General features: G+C 60.7%; 21 protein-coding genes. 11 read left to right on the top strand and 10 right to left on the bottom strand.

Annotation, left to right across the window (positions count from 1 at the left end):
* Positions 1-65 precede the first annotated feature (65 nt).
* The 6 genes from ACR0CU_RS07545 to rpsF all read right to left on the bottom strand — a co-directional run bounded on the left by ACR0CU_RS07545 (position 66) and on the right by rpsF (position 3,827).
* On the bottom strand, positions 66-929 hold the full coding sequence (locus ACR0CU_RS07545) for an acyl-homoserine-lactone synthase (protein WP_170366325.1): 864 nt from the start codon (positions 927-929) through the stop codon (positions 66-68).
* A gap of 95 nt (positions 930-1,024) precedes the next feature.
* Positions 1,025-1,726 (bottom strand): helix-turn-helix transcriptional regulator, encoded by a 702-nt coding sequence (locus tag ACR0CU_RS07540; RefSeq protein ID WP_170338055.1) that lies wholly within the window; start codon positions 1,724-1,726, stop codon positions 1,025-1,027.
* Positions 1,727-1,952: 226 nt separating this feature from the next.
* A complete protein-coding gene (locus tag ACR0CU_RS07535; RefSeq protein WP_170363218.1) occupies positions 1,953-2,435 on the bottom strand; it encodes a lytic transglycosylase domain-containing protein in 483 nt (160 codons plus the stop codon).
* Positions 2,436-2,584: 149 nt separating this feature from the next.
* Positions 2,585-3,205, bottom strand: a complete 621-nt coding sequence (rplI, locus tag ACR0CU_RS07530; protein WP_170338059.1) for a 50S ribosomal protein L9 — start codon at positions 3,203-3,205, stop codon at positions 2,585-2,587.
* Positions 3,206-3,217: 12 nt separating this feature from the next.
* Entirely contained in the window at positions 3,218-3,445 is a 228-nt protein-coding gene (gene rpsR / locus ACR0CU_RS07525; RefSeq protein ID WP_005608650.1) for a 30S ribosomal protein S18, read from the bottom strand.
* A 28-nt stretch (positions 3,446-3,473) separates the two neighbouring features.
* Positions 3,474-3,827 carry a 30S ribosomal protein S6 gene (rpsF, locus tag ACR0CU_RS07520; protein ID WP_093962413.1) on the bottom strand — a complete coding sequence of 118 codons (354 nt, stop codon included), beginning with the start codon at positions 3,825-3,827 and terminating at the stop codon, positions 3,474-3,476.
* 280 nt (positions 3,828-4,107) lie between these two features.
* Here rpsF and ACR0CU_RS07515 point away from each other — a divergent pair, with 280 nt between their 5' ends.
* Together ACR0CU_RS07515 and ACR0CU_RS07510 are read left to right on the top strand one after the other, a co-directional pair.
* A complete protein-coding gene (locus ACR0CU_RS07515; RefSeq protein ID WP_244952357.1) occupies positions 4,108-4,617 on the top strand; it encodes a hypothetical protein in 510 nt (169 codons plus the stop codon).
* 127 nt (positions 4,618-4,744) lie between these two features.
* A complete protein-coding gene (locus ACR0CU_RS07510; RefSeq protein ID WP_170366323.1) occupies positions 4,745-5,317 on the top strand; it encodes a YceI family protein in 573 nt (190 codons plus the stop codon).
* 66 nt (positions 5,318-5,383) lie between these two features.
* Here the strand turns inward: ACR0CU_RS07510 and ACR0CU_RS07505 are convergent, their stop codons facing one another.
* A complete protein-coding gene (locus ACR0CU_RS07505; RefSeq protein ID WP_170446521.1) occupies positions 5,384-6,613 on the bottom strand; it encodes a cytochrome b/b6 domain-containing protein in 1,230 nt (409 codons plus the stop codon).
* A 172-nt stretch (positions 6,614-6,785) separates the two neighbouring features.
* On the opposite strand from ACR0CU_RS07505, the gene fabD reads away from it, so the two are divergent.
* The 7 genes from fabD to mltG all read left to right on the top strand — a co-directional run bounded on the left by fabD (position 6,786) and on the right by mltG (position 13,115).
* Positions 6,786-7,724: an ACP S-malonyltransferase gene (gene fabD / locus ACR0CU_RS07500; RefSeq protein WP_170438888.1), complete on the top strand. Its 939-nt coding sequence runs from the start codon at positions 6,786-6,788 to the stop codon at positions 7,722-7,724.
* Between the two features lie 41 nt (positions 7,725-7,765).
* Positions 7,766-8,503 carry a 3-oxoacyl-[acyl-carrier-protein] reductase gene (fabG, locus tag ACR0CU_RS07495; RefSeq protein ID WP_170338567.1) on the top strand — a complete coding sequence of 246 codons (738 nt, stop codon included), beginning with the start codon at positions 7,766-7,768 and terminating at the stop codon, positions 8,501-8,503.
* A 210-nt stretch (positions 8,504-8,713) separates the two neighbouring features.
* A complete protein-coding gene (locus tag ACR0CU_RS07490; RefSeq protein ID WP_005982462.1) occupies positions 8,714-8,947 on the top strand; it encodes an acyl carrier protein in 234 nt (77 codons plus the stop codon).
* A 139-nt stretch (positions 8,948-9,086) separates the two neighbouring features.
* Positions 9,087-9,626 carry a GNAT family N-acetyltransferase gene (locus tag ACR0CU_RS07485; protein ID WP_093962408.1) on the top strand — a complete coding sequence of 180 codons (540 nt, stop codon included), beginning with the start codon at positions 9,087-9,089 and terminating at the stop codon, positions 9,624-9,626.
* A gap of 123 nt (positions 9,627-9,749) precedes the next feature.
* The gene (locus ACR0CU_RS07480; protein ID WP_170363221.1) at positions 9,750-10,493 is read left to right on the top strand and encodes a 1-(5-phosphoribosyl)-5-[(5-phosphoribosylamino)methylideneamino]imidazole-4-carboxamide isomerase; all 744 of its coding nucleotides are present in this window, start codon (positions 9,750-9,752) and stop codon (positions 10,491-10,493) included.
* Positions 10,494-10,688: 195 nt separating this feature from the next.
* A complete protein-coding gene (fabF, locus tag ACR0CU_RS07475; protein ID WP_170446519.1) occupies positions 10,689-11,954 on the top strand; it encodes a beta-ketoacyl-ACP synthase II in 1,266 nt (421 codons plus the stop codon).
* Entirely contained in the window at positions 11,955-13,115 is a 1,161-nt protein-coding gene (mltG, locus tag ACR0CU_RS07470; protein ID WP_170338572.1) for an endolytic transglycosylase MltG, read from the top strand. It begins immediately after the preceding gene.
* Between the two features lie 116 nt (positions 13,116-13,231).
* Here mltG and ACR0CU_RS07465 read toward each other — a convergent pair whose 3' ends face one another.
* On the bottom strand, positions 13,232-14,482 hold the full coding sequence (locus tag ACR0CU_RS07465; RefSeq protein ID WP_170446517.1) for a DEAD/DEAH box helicase: 1,251 nt from the start codon (positions 14,480-14,482) through the stop codon (positions 13,232-13,234).
* A gap of 309 nt (positions 14,483-14,791) precedes the next feature.
* A complete protein-coding gene (locus tag ACR0CU_RS07460) occupies positions 14,792-15,091 on the bottom strand; it encodes a hypothetical protein (protein ID WP_170390426.1) in 300 nt (99 codons plus the stop codon).
* A 339-nt stretch (positions 15,092-15,430) separates the two neighbouring features.
* Between ACR0CU_RS07460 and ACR0CU_RS07455 the strand changes: the two genes are divergently transcribed.
* Together ACR0CU_RS07455 and ACR0CU_RS07450 are read left to right on the top strand one after the other, a co-directional pair.
* A complete protein-coding gene (locus tag ACR0CU_RS07455) occupies positions 15,431-15,775 on the top strand; it encodes a hypothetical protein (protein ID WP_170446514.1) in 345 nt (114 codons plus the stop codon).
* Positions 15,684-17,054, top strand: coding sequence for a DNA-packaging protein (locus ACR0CU_RS07450; protein ID WP_170446513.1), 1,371 nt, complete (start codon positions 15,684-15,686; stop codon positions 17,052-17,054). The genes ACR0CU_RS07455 and ACR0CU_RS07450 overlap by 92 nt, the downstream gene beginning before the upstream one ends.
* On the opposite strand, the gene ACR0CU_RS07445 is transcribed toward ACR0CU_RS07450, so the two are convergent.
* Positions 17,055-17,897: an SDR family NAD(P)-dependent oxidoreductase gene (locus ACR0CU_RS07445; protein ID WP_170446510.1), complete on the bottom strand. Its 843-nt coding sequence runs from the start codon at positions 17,895-17,897 to the stop codon at positions 17,055-17,057.
* Between the last annotated feature and the right edge of the window lie 72 nt (positions 17,898-17,969).

The following is a 17,969-nucleotide window of genomic DNA, read 5'->3' as shown; positions in this document are numbered from 1 at the left end:
GAGCGGAGCCGCCTGGAATGAGACGGCTCCGCATGGGTGGCTTTTGGACTTATGAGGTGAGGGGGTCAGGCCTCATGAGCAAAAGCACGGGGGGTTTGCAACAGAGCGGTTTTCTGCTCTGGGGTGAAGCGGTCCGACAGGCTCTCGATCAATTTGAGTACGGCCTGGACTTCTTCTTTCGTCGTCGCAGCGTGCATCTGCTCGACGAAGTATTTCTCAAGATCGGTCAGTGGTTGGTGGTCAAGATTTGCGGCACCGGCCTGTGCAAGCTTGGCTTGCTGACCCGAATTGAACAGTTCGAGCGCCTGATCGTCGGTCAGGAACACGTCGTAGTCGATGCTCGAATACTCGCGGATCGATTGGATACGCTCGTCCGAACAATCCATCAGGGCGGCCATTGCGACCACTTTGCCCATCGGCTTGGCCGTTCCGACATAGTCGTACGGAGCATTTCCGGACCGTTGCAACACCCGGTTCATAACCGGATCAATGACCGCGACCGAGTCGAGCACTCCAGCTTCCTGGGCGTATTCGAATGACCCAATCATGACCTCGCTGGTCACGTAGGATACGGAATTTTTGCCGCGTCCCCGGCCGAGCCGTTTCGTGTCGACGCAGAACCGCGTGGCTTCCCAGACCTGGGCGCTGCGGATCGGCGGCTCGCCATCAAGGATCGAGCTGAACACGTCGGCCAGCATGTGCGGGCCGGTCGTCTGCAAGAGGCGCATGCACCCAACGACGTCCCCCTCGTCGTTGATGCTGACCACGTGTGCAGGATTGAGCGAGTCGAACTGATCGAATTCGCGCCCGTCCTGGATGTTCACTTCCCAGCCCAAGCGATCCCCGAACACGCGTGCTCGCAGCTTGAACATCTCATCCAAGACGTCTTTGAACTTATGCTGGTTGATGCCATCAATAACGATGATCATTCCATCCCCCTACAGTTTGGTTACCGTAAGGAGCAGATTAACCAAGTTTCGAAACAAGACTATTGGGGATATCCCGTATTTTTCTGCCTTAATTGTTAACCGGGGTAAATTAACCCCAGACCAATGGCACGGCCAATCGCCTGGGCGGTCGTTAGTGCGCCCAGTTTCTCTCGCCCGGAACGCATATGCACCTCGACCGTCCGGTGCGAAATGCACAGAATATCTCCGATATCCTGCTGGGACTTGCCCTCGGCGACCCATTGCAGGATTTCTTTTTCGCGCGAAGACAGGGTCGGAAGGTATAGAGCCTTGGCCAGAAGGCCAGATTGCATGACGGTGTCATGTGCGTGAACCGCGGCCATCTGCAGGTCACCCATTACGTGCTTTTTTAGCTTTTTCCATTCCTCGTCCGTGCAATCCTTGGTCACGCTGAGCAAGCCAGTTTCGCCATAAGGCCCCCGAACCGGAACCGTCAGGCCGCGGTCGGTGATCCCGAAATCATGAGCGTCACGGAACACCGCGTTGAACTTGTCGTCGTGATTGAAGCGGCCCCAGTCCACCGGCGCGATGCTGAGCGCCGACTGATACAAGGTTGGATCAAGGTGATGGTAGCCTTGCGTGGCATAGTGGATCTTCCACTCGTCCGGGTAGTTCGCGTAACCTTGGACGTCACCATTCACGGGATGGGTCGTCGCATAGGACGCATAATCGAAACCAAGTTCGTTGCAGACGGAATTGATGATGTCGTAAGCCGACCGTTCATCATGATCAATTGTGGCCAAGTCAATAAGTTTCACTCGTCCAACCTTTATCCCATCGGCATTTCCCCCGAAAAATGCCGTATCTGTCCGTATCACAGCCTACGTTGCGTCAATCTGAACAGATTGCGCAACCCATTTGTACATATCACATGGAGTTATTGAGTGCTAATGGCAACAGACAACCTCCGGATTATTTCATACTGTGAGGTATTCTCGGTCAAATTGAACGCTGTATAGACCGGTGTCGATTGCCCCTTTCAAGCTATTCGGACCGCAAGCCGGTTTCAACCAGCATTCCGCGAGCCTTGGCTTCGGGATAGTACCCCTTTGCATACAGGAAGATCGCGCGCTGCTGGTCGCCGTCGGCCAGCATCCAGGCCCCGCGAAGATACTTGCCCGCGTATTCCAGATTGGTGTCCGCATCCAGAAGCCCCTTGGCGTCGCCCTTGTAGCCCATTGAACGAGCGGTGGCGGGAAGGATCTGCAGCAGGCCGTAATATGGCCGGTTCGTCGCCCAGGGGCGATGCGTGCTTTCGCGGATCGCCAACTTATGGACCAGTTCCCGCGGCAGTTCATAGTGATCAGCCCATTTGTTGATCGACTCGCGCAATTCGGGCGTTTCGTTGGGGTGGAGCGGCGGCTCGAATGCCTGTTCCTTCGTCGCTTTGCCGGATGGGTCGCTGCACGCGGCAATCGGGGCAGCCAGAAGCACTGAAAGCAATATTCGACGCAGGACCTTTGCCATGCAACTTCTCCGGGTTGTTACGCGGCTGGATGATACGAAAGTGGCCCCGGGTCGCAAGTCCGGCGCGCTGCGGTGGCCAAAAATTGCCAGTAGAAAGAAAAAGGCCGCGCAATGCAGCGCGGCCTTTAAGATAAACCGACCTGATCGGATCAGGCTTTGGGTTCGTCTTCCTCGGTCGTAGCATCGGCGGCAACCAGTTCTTCGTCTTCCGAAGCGGCCGAGCCGATGTCGTCGAACAGTTCCGCGATTTCAAAATCTGCGGCGGCCTCTTCTTCAGCGGCCAGTTCCTGGATCGACTTGCCCGATGCCTGAAGTTCGGCTTCTTCTTCCGAGCGGGCAACGTTCAGTTTTATTTCGACTTCGACTTCGGGGTGCAGCTTGACGGAAACCGTGTGCAGACCCAGCTCTTTGATCGGCGAGACCAGAACGACCTGCTTCTTGTCAACAGTGAAACCAGCAGCGGTCGCGGCATCGGCTGCGTCACGCGGGGTGACCGAGCCGTACAGCGCACCGGCGTCCGATGCCGAGCGAATCACGATGAACTGCTGACCGTCCAGCTTTTCAGCCAGAGCTTCAGCTTCTTTCTTGGTTTCCAGGTTGCGGGCTTCCAGCTGTGCTTTCTGGGCTTCGAACGAGGCGATGTTGGCCTCGGACGCGCTCAGCGCTTTGCCTTGCGGCAGCAGGAAGTTGCGGGCGTAGCCGGGCTTGACGTCGACGACATCGCCCATCTGACCCAGTTTCGCAACGCGTTCCAGAAGGATAACTTGCATATCAGTCTCTCCTTACTTCACGGCGTAGGGCAGCAGGGCGAGGAAGCGGGCGCGCTTGATGGCGCGGGCCAGTTCACGCTGCTTCTTTGCCGAAACGGCGGTGATGCGCGAAGGCACGATCTTGCCACGCTCAGAGATGTAGCGCTGCAGCAGACGGGTGTCTTTGTAGTCGATCTTCGGCGCGTTCTCGCCCGAGAACGGGCAGACCTTGCGGCGGCGGAAAAACGGTTTTGCGGCCATGATTTGGTGTCCTTTCCTCAGGCGTTGATCAACGGCGCTCGCGGCGGCCATCGCGCTCATCGCGCTTCTGCATCTGGACCGAGGGGCCCTCGGGATGTTCGTCGACCTTGATGGTCAGAACGCGCATCACGTCTTCATGCAGGCGCATCAGGCGCTCCATTTCCTGAACGGCGCCCGACGGAGCGTCGGTCTTCAGGAAGGCATAGTGGCCCTTGCGGTTTTTGTTGATCTTGTAGGCCATCGTTTTGACGCCCCAGTACTCGCTGTCGACGATCTTGCCGCCGTTGTCAGCCAATACGGTGCCAAAGTGTTCGATCAGGCCCTCGGCCTGCGCGTTGGACAGATCCTGACGCGCGATCATTACATGCTCATACAGTGGCATGTTCACTCCTGTTTATATCAAGGCGCATTTCATAGGCGGGGCCAGCAACCCTTCGCGACCCTGCCACGAGAGGCTGCGCGGTTCATGCGTATTGCGAAGGATGGCCCCGTATACACGTTTCTGGATGGGGGGCAAGCCCTGCCATGAATGCCTTTCTCACGCCGCCCAATTACCTTTGGGCCGCCCAAATCCTGACGCTTTTCGGCTTGAGGTTGTTTGCAAGCCCGGCGTTACCCGGGGGGTCTCAAGAAACTTGGACAGGGCAAAAGCGATGGCCGTCATGAACACGAACACATTTCAACAGTCCGCAGCCGGCGCAGCATACGACAAGTCGGTGCCCGTGCTTATTTCCTTTGCACCGAATTGGAAGGCCCGGTTGGTCCTGTTCCGTGTGCTGGGTGCATTTCTGATCGTATCGGCCTTTTCGATGTGGCTGATGCCGGGTTCGGTCATCGGGGCCGACGTCTGGACCATCAAGCTGGTCGCGTCGCTGATGTTCCTGATCCTCGGGGTGAGCCTGCTGACCATCGAGGTTCTGGATCCGCGCCCCGACGCATATTTTGACCCGATCCGCCGCGAGGTTCGGGTGCTGCAGAAGAACGAAAACGGGCGTCCGCAGACCGTACTGCGCCGCAGCTACGATACGTTGGGCGGAGCGCGGTTCGTGGACGACCAGGTTGAACTCTTTGAAGTCGATGGCAGCCTTCTGATGAAGCTGCCGCTGGAATCGGCGGATGTCAGCCGAGCGCTGAAAGGGCAACTCAGCGGAAGCGTAACAATTTTCGCCTGAATTTTATTCTGTTCATTGAGGAACAGAATTTGTGAGAGAATGAAGGTTGTGTGCCGCCCATGGGCGGCACATCTTTGTTTTGGAGCAACCCAACCGGTTTGCGCTTTGAAAACTTTCGGAGATTGTCATGAAATCCACCCTTATTGCAGCAGCAATTGCCACGGCGGCGACCTCGGCCATCGCGGCCCCGGAAAAATACGTTCTGGACCCAAGCCACAGCCAGGTTGTTTTCAGCTACAACCATCTTGGCTTTTCGACCACCACCGGCATGTTCTCGGGTTTCGAGGGCGAAATCATGTTTGATCAGGAAGATCCAGCAGCGTCGAGCGTGACGGTTTCGATGCCCGTGGTCGAGATGATCACCGGCTGGAAACCCCGTGAAGATCATTTCATGTCCGAAGATTTCTTCGCGGCGACTGCCGAGGAAATGGTGACATTTACCTCGACCTCGATCGAGGTGACGGGTGAGAACACCGCAAAGATCACCGGGGACCTGACCTTGAATGGTGTGACCAAGCCAGTGGTTCTGGACGCCAAGCTGAATCAGGTCGGCGAGCATCCGATGGCGGGCAAGCCTTGGGCCGGGTTCGATGCCACCACCACCCTGGTGCGCAGCGATTTCGAACTGGGCAAGTTCGCGCCTTTCGTCGGAGATGAAGTTGCCATCGCGATTTCGATCGAGGCGCAGAAGGCCGACTGATCCGGGCTTCAGAACTAGAGAAACCGCCGGTGGCCGATGCCCCGGCGGTTTTTTCGTGTCGTCGGCTTACTGAGCGTTGCGTGTTGCCGTCAACTCGACCGAAACGGTGACGGCGAAGGCCAACGAATCCTCTTTCGGCATCGATTGGCCAACCCCGAAGTCGAGGCGGTTGAGGTCCATCCTGCCGGACATTTTGGCAGTCTCGCCTTGGATGTCCAAAGAGAAGGGCAATACAACGTCCAGTGTTTGATCGCGGATGGTCAGCGGACCCCTTGCTTCATACCCCGTTTCGGTTTTGTAGATTTCGGCATCGAACTGGGCCGTCGGGAATTGCGCCTTGTCGAAGAAATCAGCCCCCATGGCCTGATCGGTCACGGTACCCAGGCTCAAAGATCCGATGGAGACGGTGACCTCTACCGAGCCGGCCGGACCGGGTTCGACGGGGTCGTCAAACGTAATCGCGGCGGTCCAGTCTGAAAACTGACCGGTAACAGGGTTGCCCAACTGTGTGATCGTGATGGCAAGCGTGCCTTCTTCCACCTGCCAATCCGATTGAACCGCCGCCAACTCGGCCGTTTCAACCTCGGCATCAGGCTTGTCTGAAAAACTGCCGGTCAGCAGGCCGGCTGACAGAACGCCAACCCAGACAAGCCCAGCAGCCGCGGCAGGAACCATCGAGTGCTTCTGTTCCGGCGGAACCGGCGCAGCGGACGCCCCGGGCAACATTCGCCGCAGGGTGCTGTCCTTGTCGATGACGTGGTGTTTCAGTGCTCCGGCTATGTGCAGGGTCAAAGCTGCGACGAGAACCAGCATGAAAAGCCAGTGCAGTGTTGCCATCACCTCGGCCAGATGCTCGGACTTGGGCACCAGTGGCAGGTTCTGCCCAAATGGCCAAAGGATGGGCGCGAAGCCTTCGGTAGCAGCGTGGTCGATCCAACCAGACAGCGGAACCAGAACCAAGGACCCATACAGCAGCCAATGGACCGTCTCGGCCGCAAAGGCCTCGGGCTTGTTGTCGGCGTTCAGCAGTCCGGGCTTGGCTTGAGTGAGCGACCAGAGAATGCGTGCCAGCGCAACGAAGAAGACGGTGATCCCTACGGTTTTGTGCAGGGAAAACAGCCGGGCGGCTTGGGCAAGATCGGCCTCGGTGGTGGGGATGGTCGGGTCATAGATTGCATGGGCCAGGTTGTTTGCGAACCACCCCAAGGGCAAGGCGGTGAAGATCAACAATGCGGTCAGCCAGTGGAATGTCTTGGTCACGCTGCCATAGCTGACATTGGTGTTGGTTAGGGACATTGATCTTGCGCTCCGGGTTTTCTGCTGTGGCCAAGGTAACCGTGTGACGCACATAGACAATAGCGTGTGGCGCACAGACCCGGTGCCGTCACGCAGAGTGCAGGCAGTGCTTGTGCCGGAACCTCACTCGGTTTACACCCCGGCGCAACCTAACGTCATCCAAGAGGTTGCAATGACACTTGCGTTCGTTTTTCCGGGGCAGGGCGCCCAGACCATCGGCATGGGCAAGGCGCTGGCCGACGCTTATCCGGCCGCCAAGGCCGTGTTTGACGAGGTGGACGAAGCGCTGGGCGAAAGCCTCAGCAGCCTGATCTGGGATGGCGACATCGAGACCCTGACTCTGACGCAGAACGCGCAGCCGGCGTTGATGGCCACATCGATGGCGGCGATGCGCGCGCTTGAGGCCGAAGGGGTCGATGTGACAAGGGCCGCCTTCGTGGCCGGTCATTCGCTGGGCGAATACTCGGCCCTTGCCGCAGCCGGCGCGCTGAGTGTCGCGGATACTGCTCGCCTGCTGCGCACCCGCGGTCAAGCCATGCAGAGCGCCGTTCCGGTGGGCGAGGGCGCGATGGCCGCGATCCTGGGACTGGACCTCGACGCCGTTCGCGCCGTGGCCGAAGAGGCCGCACAGGGCGAGGTGTGCCAGGCTGCCAATGACAATGACCCTACGCAGGTCGTGGTTTCAGGTGCCAAAGCCGCCGTTGAACGCGCCGCTGAAATCGCCAAGGAAAAGGGCGCGAAGCGCGCTGTGATGCTGCCGGTCAGCGCTCCGTTCCATTGTGCCCTGATGCAGCCTGCCGCCGACGTGATGGCCGAAGCTCTGGCGGGAGTCGAAATCAAGGCGCCGGAGGTTCCACTGGTTGCCAATGTCCGCGCCGAGGCGGTGACCGACCCCGACTTGATCCGGCAATTGCTGGTCGAACAGGTCACCGGTTCGGTCCGGTGGCGCGAATCCGTTCAGTACATGGTGGCGCAGGGTGTGACCGAAGCGTGGGAGATCGGTGCGGGCAAGGCTCTGTCGGGCATGATCCGCAAAATCGACCGGTCCATTGCCTGCTCCGCCGTTGGTACGCCGGAAGACGTTCAAAAAGCGCTGCAGGCAGGCGATTAACTCAAAGCTGGTCCGACAGGACACTCGAAAAGGATACCGGTATGTTTGATTTGACTGGAAAATGCGCCCTTATCACCGGGGCTTCGGGCGGGATCGGGGGCGAGATTGCACGCACCTTGCACGCCGCAGGGGCTACTGTTGGTCTGTCCGGCACGCGCGTCGAACCGCTGCAAAAGCTGGCGGATGAACTGGGCGAGCGCGCTCATGTCCTGCCGTGCAATCTGGGTGATCCCGAGGCCGTGGCCGCGTTGCCGAAACAGGCCGCCGATGCCATGGGGTCCGTTGATATTCTGGTCAACAACGCAGGCATCACCCGCGACAACATCTTCATGCGTATGTCTGACGAGGAATGGCAGAGCGTGATCGACGTGAACCTGACCGCCACCGCCAAGCTGTGCAAAGGCGTTCTTCGCGGCATGATGAAGGCGCGCTGGGGCCGCATCATCAACATCTCGTCCGTTGTCGGTGCAACCGGCAACCCGGGGCAGGTGAACTATGCCGCGTCCAAGGCGGGCATGGTTGGCATGACCAAATCGCTGGCCTATGAGGTCGCGAGCCGTGGCATCACCGCCAATGCCGTCGCGCCGGGTTTCATCACGACCGCGATGACCGACAAGCTGACCGATGAGCAGAAATCAGGCATCCTGACGCAGGTTCCCGCCGGTCGGATGGGCGAGCCATCTGAAATTGCGGCGGCCGTTCTGTACCTTGCAAGCCCCGAAGCGGGCTATGTTACCGGAACCACCTTGCATGTGAACGGCGGCATGGCCATGTTGTAGGCGCAGCCAGAGGCAGATGCGAAAGCGTTTGCCTCTTGCGTCGTCTGTGCTATAGGCGGCGCATGTAATCAGGGGTCGGTCGTTCAGGTCGGCCTTCTACTTTCCCGGAGACCCGGGACCCAAACCGCCCGGATCGGGCAAACCAAGGCCACCCCGAGCGGGCAAGGGCAGAACCGGGCAGACCGCCCTGAAATGGAATGAGGAATAGACATGAGCGACGTCGCAGATCGCGTTAAAAAGATCGTTGTTGAGCACCTGGGTGTTGAAGAGGACAAAGTCACCGAGAACGCGTCCTTCATCGACGATCTGGGCGCGGACAGCCTGGACACCGTTGAGCTGGTCATGGCTTTTGAAGAAGAGTTCGGCATCGAGATCCCCGATGATGCAGCCGAGACCATCCAAACCTTCGGCGACGCCGTGAAGTTCATCAGCGAAGCTTCCTGATCGCTTTGAATTTGACCGAAAACGGCGCTTCCGGGCAACGGAAGCGCCGTTTTTTTTTTGCCCGCTCGAATTCCCGCTTGCCTCGTGGAAAATCGGTTTGCACTGTTTGCGATGAGGCAACAAAACACCGGGTAAGGGCATGAAAAGATCCGCCCCGATGATCAACACCGCGCGCCTGATGATGTGCGCAATGCGCCCCGAGGACTTTGAACGGTTCGCGGAGATTTGGCGCGACCCCTGCGTGGTACGTCATATCGGCGGCAAACCCCGCACCCGGGGCGAGGCGTGGGACGCGTTCCTGCGAAATGCGGGACACTGGCAGATGGCTGGATTCGGTCAATGGGCCGTTTTCTTGCAGGCGAATCGCAAATTGATAGGTCAGGCCGGGTTCTTTTACGGCAACCGCTGTCTGGGCGAGGATTTCGACACCTTCCCCGAGGCCGGTTGGGTGTTGGCGCCCGAGGCGCATGGCCTGGGATACGGGCACGAGGCCGTTCAGGCCGCGCATGACTGGTTCGACCGGATCATGCCCGGGCCGTTGGTGTCGATGATTGACGCGGATCATGAGGCCTCGCAAAAGTTGGCGGCCAAGCTTGGGTATAAATTGCTTCGCGAGACAGAGTATCGGGACAGCCCGGTGAAACTGTTTCGACGCGACGGCCCTCCGGCCCGGAACTGAAACGCTTCTTTTTTCGCGGTGACGCAAACGGATCGTCGTTTGCCGAAACTGAGAAACGCGAACCTGCGCGCGACCAGTATGCTATTGTGGATATCCGGAACGATTGAGCGGAGGAGTGTGCTCATGAGGGTTTATCCTACAATGGAATTGCAGAACGGCCGCTGTGTCACGCTGGACAAGGGCCGTCTGGACGAACCGATGATCTGGCATGTCGATCCGGTGGAAACGGCCCAAGGCTGGGCCGCCGCAGGTGCCGAGTGGATGCACCTGACCGATTTCGATGCGATCGAGGGGCGGGACACGAACTCTGCGCTGGTCGAACAGATCATCCGCAGCGCCGAGCTGCCTGTTCAGTTGGCGGGCGGGTTCCGCTCGCGCGAGCAGGTCGAGCGTTGGATCGACAAAGGGGCAGGCCGCATCGTGATCGGCACCCTGGCGGCGCGTGATCCCCATCTGTTCAAAGAGTTGGCCAAGCTATACCCGGACCAAATCGTATTGGCCGTGGACGTATGGCAGGGCTACGTGATGACGGACGGCTGGCGCACCCAAAGCGCGTTCACCCCGGAGGCTTTCATCGAAGCGTTTGCCGATGCTCCACTGGCTGCCATTCTGGTCACCGATATCGATAGCGACATGGTGGATGTCGAGGCGCAGCTGGGCCTGATTTCGGGGCTGGCCGCGCATTCGCGCACACCGGTGATCGCCAGCGGCGTCGTGCGCAGCAGCGACGACATCTCGCGTCTGGCGTATATTCCCAATATCTCGGGTGCGTTGGTCGGACGGGCGCTGTTCCGCAAGACGGTCGACCTGTCCGAGGCATTGGCAGTGGCCAAAACCGCCCATGAACCAGTGGCACAGTTCCAGTAACGCAGCCTGATCCGTCCGAGCCGCCCCTGACAGGTCGTCGGGGGCGGCTCGTGTGATTCTGCTCTGGCCGGGCGCGGCGTGCGGCGCGGAGGCAGGCGGCAAGCTGCCGGTGCGGAATACGCTGTTGCTCTTGCCCCCGGACCCCGGGCCGGGGTATGAGCGTTTCTCAAACAGGAAGCAGGCAAGAGGCATTTCATGCGCAGAGTCGTTGTAACCGGTCTGGGATTGGTCACTCCACTGGCCAGCGGGGTCGAGGAAACCTGGTCGCGGCTGCTGGCCAGAGAGTCGGGTGCCGGCCCGATCACCTTGTTCGATGCCGAAGCTGCAGGGGTCACCACGACCTATGCCTGCGAGGTGCCTCGCGGTGACGGGACCAACGGGACTTTCAACCCCGATGACTGGATGCCGCCCAAGGAACAGCGCAAGATCGAGGACTTCATCCTGTATTCGATCGCCGCAGCCGAGATGGCCTGCAAGGACGCGAACTGGCTGCCCGAGGACGAGGAAGAACGTCTGCGCACCGGCGTTCTGATCGGGTCGGGCATCGGTGGTCTGGGCTCAATCGCGGAAACCGCCAACCTGATCCGCGACAAGGGTCCGCGCCGCGTTTCGCCGTTCTTCATCCCGGGCGCGCTGATCAACCTGGCGTCGGGTCAGGTCTCGATCCGCTTTGGCTTCAAAGGTCCGAACCACTCCGTGGTGACCGCCTGTTCGACCGGTGCTCACGCGATCGGCGATGCCAGCCGGATCATACGGTCGGGCGATGCCGACGTGATGATCGCCGGTGGCGGCGAGGGCTGCATCTGCGAGATCGGGATTGCCGGTTTCAACGCCTGCAAGGCGCTGTCGACCAAATATGCCGACAACCCAAAGGCCGCGAGCCGCCCCTATGACGTCGACCGCGACGGTTTCGTGATGGGCGAGGGCGCTGGGATCGTGGTTCTGGAGGAATACGAGCACGCCGTGGCCCGCGGCGCCAAAATCTATGCCGAGGTTCTGGGCTATGGCATGTCGGGCGATGCCTATCACATCACGGCGCCGGCCGAGGATGGCGACGGGGCGGAACGCTCGATGAAGGCGGCGCTGCGCAGCGCAGGGCTCGAACCGAAGGACCTGGACTATATCAACGCGCATGGCACCTCGACCATGGCCGACACGATCGAACTGGGGGCCGTTGAACGGCTGCTGGGCGAACATGCCAGCAAGGCGACGATGAGTTCGACCAAATCGGCCACAGGACACCTGCTGGGGGCCGCGGGCGCGATCGAGGCGATCTTCTCGATCCTTGCGATCCGGGATCAGGTCGCCCCGCCGACAATCAACCTGGACAACCCAGCCGTGGAAACGCCGATCGACCTTGCGCCGAATGCCAAGCGCGAGCGGGAAATCAACGTGGCGCTGTCGAACTCGTTCGGTTTCGGCGGCACCAATGCCAGCGTGATTTTCGGGAAAGCATCGTAAATGTGGCGGGCTCTGGCATCCAATGCGCTGACCTTTCTTGTGGTCGCCATGTTTCTTCTTGGCGGTCTGATCCTTTGGGGGCAGTCGCAGTACAAGGCCGAGGGCCCGCTCGATACCGCCATTTGCCTTCGGGTGAAGGGTGGTTCGAACATGAACAAAGTCAGCCGTGATCTTGAAGATCAGGGCGCGATCAGCAGCGCAACCATCTTCCGTATGGCGGCAGACTACACCGACAAGTCGCAGCAGCTGAAAGCGGGTAGCTTCCTGATCCCCGAAGGCGCTTCGATGGCTGAAATCATCGACGAAGTCACCCGCAGCGGCGCCAGCACATGCGGAACCGAGGTCGAGTACCGCATCGGTGTGACCCGCACTCAGACACGGGTCCGCGAGCTGGACCCTGCAACATTGAATTTCGTCGAGGTCGCATCTTTTGTCGTTGGTGAGGACGAAGTCCCTGAAGTCTATCAGGAAAAGCGGAACCAAGCCGATACGCGATACCGCGTTTCCTTGGCAGAAGGTGTCACCAGTTGGCAGGTCGTTGAGGGGCTGAAGGCCGTGGATGCCCTGACCGGAGAGGTCTCGGAAATTCCGCCTGAAGGCATGTTGGCCCCGGACAGCTACGAAATCTCACCGGGTGATGAGCGAACGGCTTTGCTGCAAAAGATGCAGGACAGGCAGCAAGAGCGGATTGCGCGGGTTTGGGAGACGCGTCAAGACGGGTTGCCCCTGTCCAGCCCCGAAGAAATGCTGATCCTCGCCTCGATCATCGAGAAGGAGACAGGCATTCCGGAAGAGCGCGGTCAGGTTGCCAGTGTCTTTGTGAACCGCCTGAAGCAAGGCATGAAGCTGCAGACGGATCCCACGGTGATCTACGGCGTGACCAAGGGTCAGGGTACGCTGGGCCGAGGCCTTCGCCGCAGCGAGCTTCGGCGGAACACGCCCTGGAACACCTATTTGATAGACGGTTTGCCGCCCACGCCGATTGCCAACCCGGGTCTGGCCAGCTTGCAAGCTGCCGTAGCTCCAGACGAAACCGACTTCGTGTTCTTCGTCGCAGATGGAACCGGCGGCCATGCCTTCGCCAAGACGCTGCAGGAACACAACCGAAACGTTGCCAAATGGCGTGAGATCGAAGCCGAGCGGAACAATTCGGGTAACTGATCCGCTCGCTGGTCGAGCGCAGAGCCAGCATGAGTCAGGCGGACAACCCGCCTGAGAAATGAAAAGTCAAAATCCTGGAAAAAGACTGCGCGCATGCGGACATGCGCGCAGTTTTTTTATGCGGCCGATTTGCGGCGCGGACGGCGCCGACGGTTGGCGGGGCCATTCGTGCCCTGCGGTTTCGGGCCACGGCGTCGATTGCGCTGGCGATTGCCGGGCTTGGCGGCCTCTGCGGATTCGGGTGCCGCTCCGCTGGCGACCGGGATCTCGATCTTCATCAATTTCTGAATCTGACGCAGCAGATCAAATTCATCCGGTGCGCAGAAGGCTATGGCTTCGCCTTCGCGGCCGGCCCGAGCGGTGCGGCCAATGCGGTGCACATAGTTGTCGGGAACGTCTGGCAGGTCGTAGTTGATGACATAGGCCACCCCAGGAATGTCGATGCCACGGGCTGCCACGTCGGTGGCAACCAGGACTGTGATCTCGCCGGCGCGGAAGGCCTTGATGGCGCGATCCCGCTGGCCCTGGCTCTTGTTGCCATGGATCGATGCTGCGTTGTAGCCGTCGGCCACCAACCCTTTCATCAGCTTTTCCGCACCATGCTTGGTCCGGGAGAACACAAGCGTCAGGGCGTCGGTATCACGCGAAAGGATCTCGCGCAGCTTGGCGGGTTTTCCCGGCTTTTCAACGAAATGCACCGACTGGGTGATCTTGTCGGCCGCCTTGCCCGGAGGCGAGACCTGTACCCGTTGCGGGTTGGTCAGGTAGGCGCGGCTGAGTTCTTCCATCTGTTTCGGCATGGTGGCCGAGAACAGCATGGTCTGGCGCGGAGTGCCCAGTTGCGGCGCGATTTTGCGCAGAGCGTGGATGAAACCGAGGTCCAGCATCTGGTCGGCCTCATCCAGAACTAGGTGCCGAACCGAGCCGAGATCGACCGCGCCACGCTCCATCAGGTCGATCAAACGACCGGGGGTCGCGACAAGAATATCGGTCCCACGCGAAAGAAACATGATCTGTTTGTTGATCGACTGTCCGCCGACAACTGTGGCCACGCGCAGTTTCGTCTTTTTGGTAAGCGTGCGGAGGCTTTCAGCGATCTGGTTCACCAGTTCGCGGGTTGGGGCGAGGATCAGCGCCTTGGCGGTTTTGGGTGCCGGTTTGCCGGGCTGCGCCAGAAGGTGGTCGATCAGCGGCAGGCCAAAGGCCAGCGTCTTGCCGGTGCCGGTCTGTGCAAGGCCCAGAATGTCATGTCCTTCCAAGGCCAACGGGATGGCCTGGTTCTGGATCGGTGTGGGTTGAGTGAAATTTGCGCGCTCGAGCGCGTCGTTCAGTGCCGGCGCGAGGCCGAGCATGTCGAAATCGAACAAGTCGTCTTCCTTTGTGATCCGCGCCGGCATTGGCCGTGCGCGAACAAGAGTAGCTGGCCGTGCGGATTGCACGACCGGCAGGGAGTGTGCGCAGCCTCAGGATTTGCGGGCGAGTCCCGCAACATCCGGCTTTTGCGTCAAGAACCCTGCGTGAATGGGAACTGGGAAAATTGGGCGCTATCTCGGACCTCGGTTCAGTCCGCGTGCTCACGCGGCAGCGCTGTGGCGTAGATGAGCGCTGCTGAGGCGAATGTCAAGCCGACACCGGCAGGCAAAGCTGCCGGTGTCCTGTTCGTTGCAAATGGATGGTCAACGACGAGGCGTCGGGGCGGCGGCAGCCAGTGCCTTTTCGACTGCCTGTGCGGTGGAGGGGTGCCCGGCCTTGGACAGGCACGAAGCAATTATACCCGCGTCAGGGCGCTCGGGGCGCTTGCCGGGCTTGGGACGATCGCCCAGGCAGCTTTGGAGCGCAGATTGCGGAACGCCAATCTCGCTGGCGATCTTGCCAAGATCAGGTCCGCGGTGCCCTGTCTGAGCCTGCGCCACTGTGCCGAAGAGCATCAGGCCTCCCAGACAGATTACCGAGACATAGCTGAGGGGATGGTACATTTTTTGTCCTTCAGAAATTTTTCGTATGTTTGCGGTTCTTGGTGTTTACGCAGATTGCGTGTGCAATCCGTTTTTGAAACGCACGACGGGAATTACTCCGTCGCGGAAATCTTGCCGATCACAGAATTGGTTGCGGTCCCTGAGCTGGATTAGGATTTTGTTAACACTGGCAGTGCGTTACTTGTTGCGCGCTGTTGCGTCGGAGCTTGACTGAGCGCCCGATTTCGCGTATAAGTTGTGTCATGCTAGAAGAAGTGGGCAACGGCCCCGGGGCGACCCGGCGGCCGTTTTTCATTTCTCTCGTGCGGAGATCACTCACGCATGAGGTCACAGGCAAACATGACTTTGATTACCCCGGAAGAGCGGATGTCCCGGACGGCCGAGCTGTTGCAGTCGTTGGAGGTGTCCATTCGCGGTTTGCGGCAAGCGGCGGAAGACCTGCGCAGGCGGATCGAGGCCGGGGAGGATGAAGACCTGGCGAGTTCAGCCAGACAACTCGGACAGCTAGAGGGGCTGATCCGAAGTTGCCAGAAAGTGGAGACAAGCTTTGTCGAACAGTGTCACAGACAAGCGGGAATTGCCCAAGGGGGCTATGCGCTCGACCTGGAGCGGGCCCGATCTGAGATCGGGTGCCGATTGGCTCGCCTCCGCGCCTGCTGCGGTGCGGGACAGATTTCTGAGTGAGATCGGGGAGGGGGGGCTGTGTGCCCTCCCTTTCCTGTTCGAGTTCTGGGCGTTGCCGCATCAATTGCCGCCCGAGGGCGACTGGCGGTCATGGGTGATCATGGGCGGGCGCGGCGCGGGCAAGACGCGGGCCGGAGCCGAATGGGTGCGGTCGATGGTGGAAGGGTCGAAGCCGTTTGATGAGGGTGAGGCCCGGCGCGTGGCGCTGGTGGGCGAGACCTTTGACCAGGTGCGCGACGTGATGATCTTCGGCGACAGCGGGATCATGCAGTGCTCGCCCCCCGACCGGCGGCCGCAGTGGAAGGCGTCGGAACGCAAGCTGGTCTGGCCCAACGGGGCCGAGGCGCAGGCCTTTTCGGCGCATGACCCCGAAGGGCTGCGGGGGCCGCAGTTCGACGCGGCCTGGGTGGATGAACTGGCCAAGTGGAAAAAGGCGGGCGAGACCTGGGACATGCTGCAATTTGCGCTGCGTCTGGGCGAGCGGCCGCGGGTCTGCGTGACCACGACGCCGCGCAACGTGAAGGTGCTGAAGGATCTGCTGGCGGCGCCGTCGACGGTGATGACCCATGCGCCGACCGAGGCGAACCGGGCCAATCTGGCGGAGTCCTTTTTGCAGGAGGTGCGCGCGCGTTATGCGGGCACAAGGCTGGGGCGGCAGGAGTTGGACGGGGTGTTGCTGGCCGATGCCGAGGGGGCGTTGTGGACTGGCTCGATGCTGGATGCGGCGCGGGTCAAGGCGCTGCCCGAGCTGGACCGCGTGGTGGTGGCGCTGGACCCGGCGGTGACGGGCGGATCGGGCGCCGATGCCTGCGGGATCGTGGTGGTCGGCGCACGGCTGCAGGGGCCGCCCGAGGACTGGCGGGCTTATGTGCTGGCCGACCGGACGGTGCAGGGTGTCGGCCCGGCGGGCTGGGCGCGGGCGGCAATCGACGCGATGGATGAATTCGGGGCCGAACGGCTGGTGGCCGAGGTCAACCAGGGCGGGCAGTTGGTGGAAGAGGTTGTGCGGCAGGTGGACCCTCTGGTCCCGTTCCGGGCGGTGCGGGCCTCGCGCGGGAAGGTGGCGCGGGCCGAGCCGGTGGCGGCGCTGTATGAGCAGGGGCGGGTGTTCCATGTGGCCGGGCTGGACGCGTTGGAGGAACAGATGTGCCAGATGACCGCGCGGGGGTTCGAGGGGCAGGGCTCGCCCGACCGGGTCGATGCGCTGGTCTGGGCGTTGCATGAGCTGGTGGTGGCGCCGGCAGCGGCATACCGGCGGCCGAGGGTGCGGGTCTTGTGATCAGCCCTTGGGTTTTTCGAACTTTGCGAAGGCCTCGGCGTAGTCGGGATGCCAGCGTGAAAGGGCGGGGCGGTTGTAGATGATGTCCTCGGCGGCCCATTGAACGCGACGGCGGTCGCGTACGGCATCGACGTCGTTGTCAGGGCAGAGGATGTAGAAATCGCCTTGGGCCATGCGGTCGAGGAAATAGTCGACGGTCTGCTCGCTGGTCCAGGCGGCGGCCGGTTTTTCGGGCAGGAATGACGCGACCATGCCGGTATAGGTAAAGCCCGGAACGAAGAGATGCGCGGTGATCGGTGCGCCGGCCTCGCGCAGCTCGTGCGCGAGCTGTTCGGTCAGCGTTTTGACGGCGGCCTTGGACACGTTGTAGCCGGGGTTGCCTGGCGGAGATGTTATCCCCTGCTTTGACCCGGTGTTGATTACGACGGCCGGGCGGTCAGCCTCGATCATGCGGGGCAAAAAGGCTTGGACGCCGCGCAGCACCCCCAGAAAGTTCACGTCGAGAATTTTCCGCCAGTTGTCGAATGACTCCCATGTTTTCGTCGGCAGGCTGATCCCTGCATTGTTCATCAAGACGGCGACCTGCCCGGCGGCGAAAGCTGTGTCGGCCAGATTTTCCATGTCGGCTTGAGAGGTGACATCCGTCGGCACCGCGGTGATGTTTGCCGCGTCAAAGCCTGCCTTCAGGTCTTGCGTCGTTTCGTCCAGCGCCTGTCCCGGAAGATCGGCCAGTATGACGTCCAGCCCGGCTTGGGCAAAACGCTGTGCCGCGACGCGCCCGACACCGCTGGCGGCGCCGGTCACGACGGCGATCCCGCCGGTTTTCACTGCGCTTTCATACATGGCTGGTCCCTCGTGATGCTCAGATGCTGAGGGTAGCGCATTTCTGTCGGATGCCGAGGTTTATCCTGCGGG

This window comes from Ruegeria sp. BC2, from assembly GCF_056539245.1.
Note: the sequence above shows the minus strand (reverse complement) of the source record. Positions and strands in the feature narration are given on the sequence as shown.

Coding starts and splice junctions, on each gene's coding strand:
- ACR0CU_RS07545 (WP_170366325.1), bottom strand. CDS start 929: ATGATCATCGTTATTGATGGCATCAACCAGCATAAGTTCAAAGACGTC.
- ACR0CU_RS07535 (WP_170363218.1), bottom strand. CDS start 2,435: ATGGCAAAGGTCCTGCGTCGAATATTGCTTTCAGTGCTTCTGGCTGCC.
- rplI (WP_170338059.1), bottom strand. CDS start 3,205: ATGCAAGTTATCCTTCTGGAACGCGTTGCGAAACTGGGTCAGATGGGC.
- rpsR (WP_005608650.1), bottom strand. CDS start 3,445: ATGGCCGCAAAACCGTTTTTCCGCCGCCGCAAGGTCTGCCCGTTCTCG.
- rpsF (WP_093962413.1), bottom strand. CDS start 3,827: ATGCCACTGTATGAGCATGTAATGATCGCGCGTCAGGATCTGTCCAAC.
- ACR0CU_RS07515 (WP_244952357.1), top strand. CDS start 4,108: ATGAACACGAACACATTTCAACAGTCCGCAGCCGGCGCAGCATACGAC.
- ACR0CU_RS07510 (WP_170366323.1), top strand. CDS start 4,745: ATGAAATCCACCCTTATTGCAGCAGCAATTGCCACGGCGGCGACCTCG.
- ACR0CU_RS07505 (WP_170446521.1), bottom strand. CDS start 6,613: ATGTCCCTAACCAACACCAATGTCAGCTATGGCAGCGTGACCAAGACA.
- fabD (WP_170438888.1), top strand. CDS start 6,786: ATGACACTTGCGTTCGTTTTTCCGGGGCAGGGCGCCCAGACCATCGGC.
- fabG (WP_170338567.1), top strand. CDS start 7,766: ATGTTTGATTTGACTGGAAAATGCGCCCTTATCACCGGGGCTTCGGGC.
- ACR0CU_RS07490 (WP_005982462.1), top strand. CDS start 8,714: ATGAGCGACGTCGCAGATCGCGTTAAAAAGATCGTTGTTGAGCACCTG.
- ACR0CU_RS07485 (WP_093962408.1), top strand. CDS start 9,087: ATGAAAAGATCCGCCCCGATGATCAACACCGCGCGCCTGATGATGTGC.
- ACR0CU_RS07480 (WP_170363221.1), top strand. CDS start 9,750: ATGAGGGTTTATCCTACAATGGAATTGCAGAACGGCCGCTGTGTCACG.
- fabF (WP_170446519.1), top strand. CDS start 10,689: ATGCGCAGAGTCGTTGTAACCGGTCTGGGATTGGTCACTCCACTGGCC.
- mltG (WP_170338572.1), top strand. CDS start 11,955: ATGTGGCGGGCTCTGGCATCCAATGCGCTGACCTTTCTTGTGGTCGCC.
- ACR0CU_RS07460 (WP_170390426.1), bottom strand. CDS start 15,091: ATGTACCATCCCCTCAGCTATGTCTCGGTAATCTGTCTGGGAGGCCTG.
- ACR0CU_RS07455 (WP_170446514.1), top strand. CDS start 15,431: ATGACTTTGATTACCCCGGAAGAGCGGATGTCCCGGACGGCCGAGCTG.
- ACR0CU_RS07450 (WP_170446513.1), top strand. CDS start 15,684: ATGCGCTCGACCTGGAGCGGGCCCGATCTGAGATCGGGTGCCGATTGG.
- ACR0CU_RS07445 (WP_170446510.1), bottom strand. CDS start 17,897: ATGTATGAAAGCGCAGTGAAAACCGGCGGGATCGCCGTCGTGACCGGC.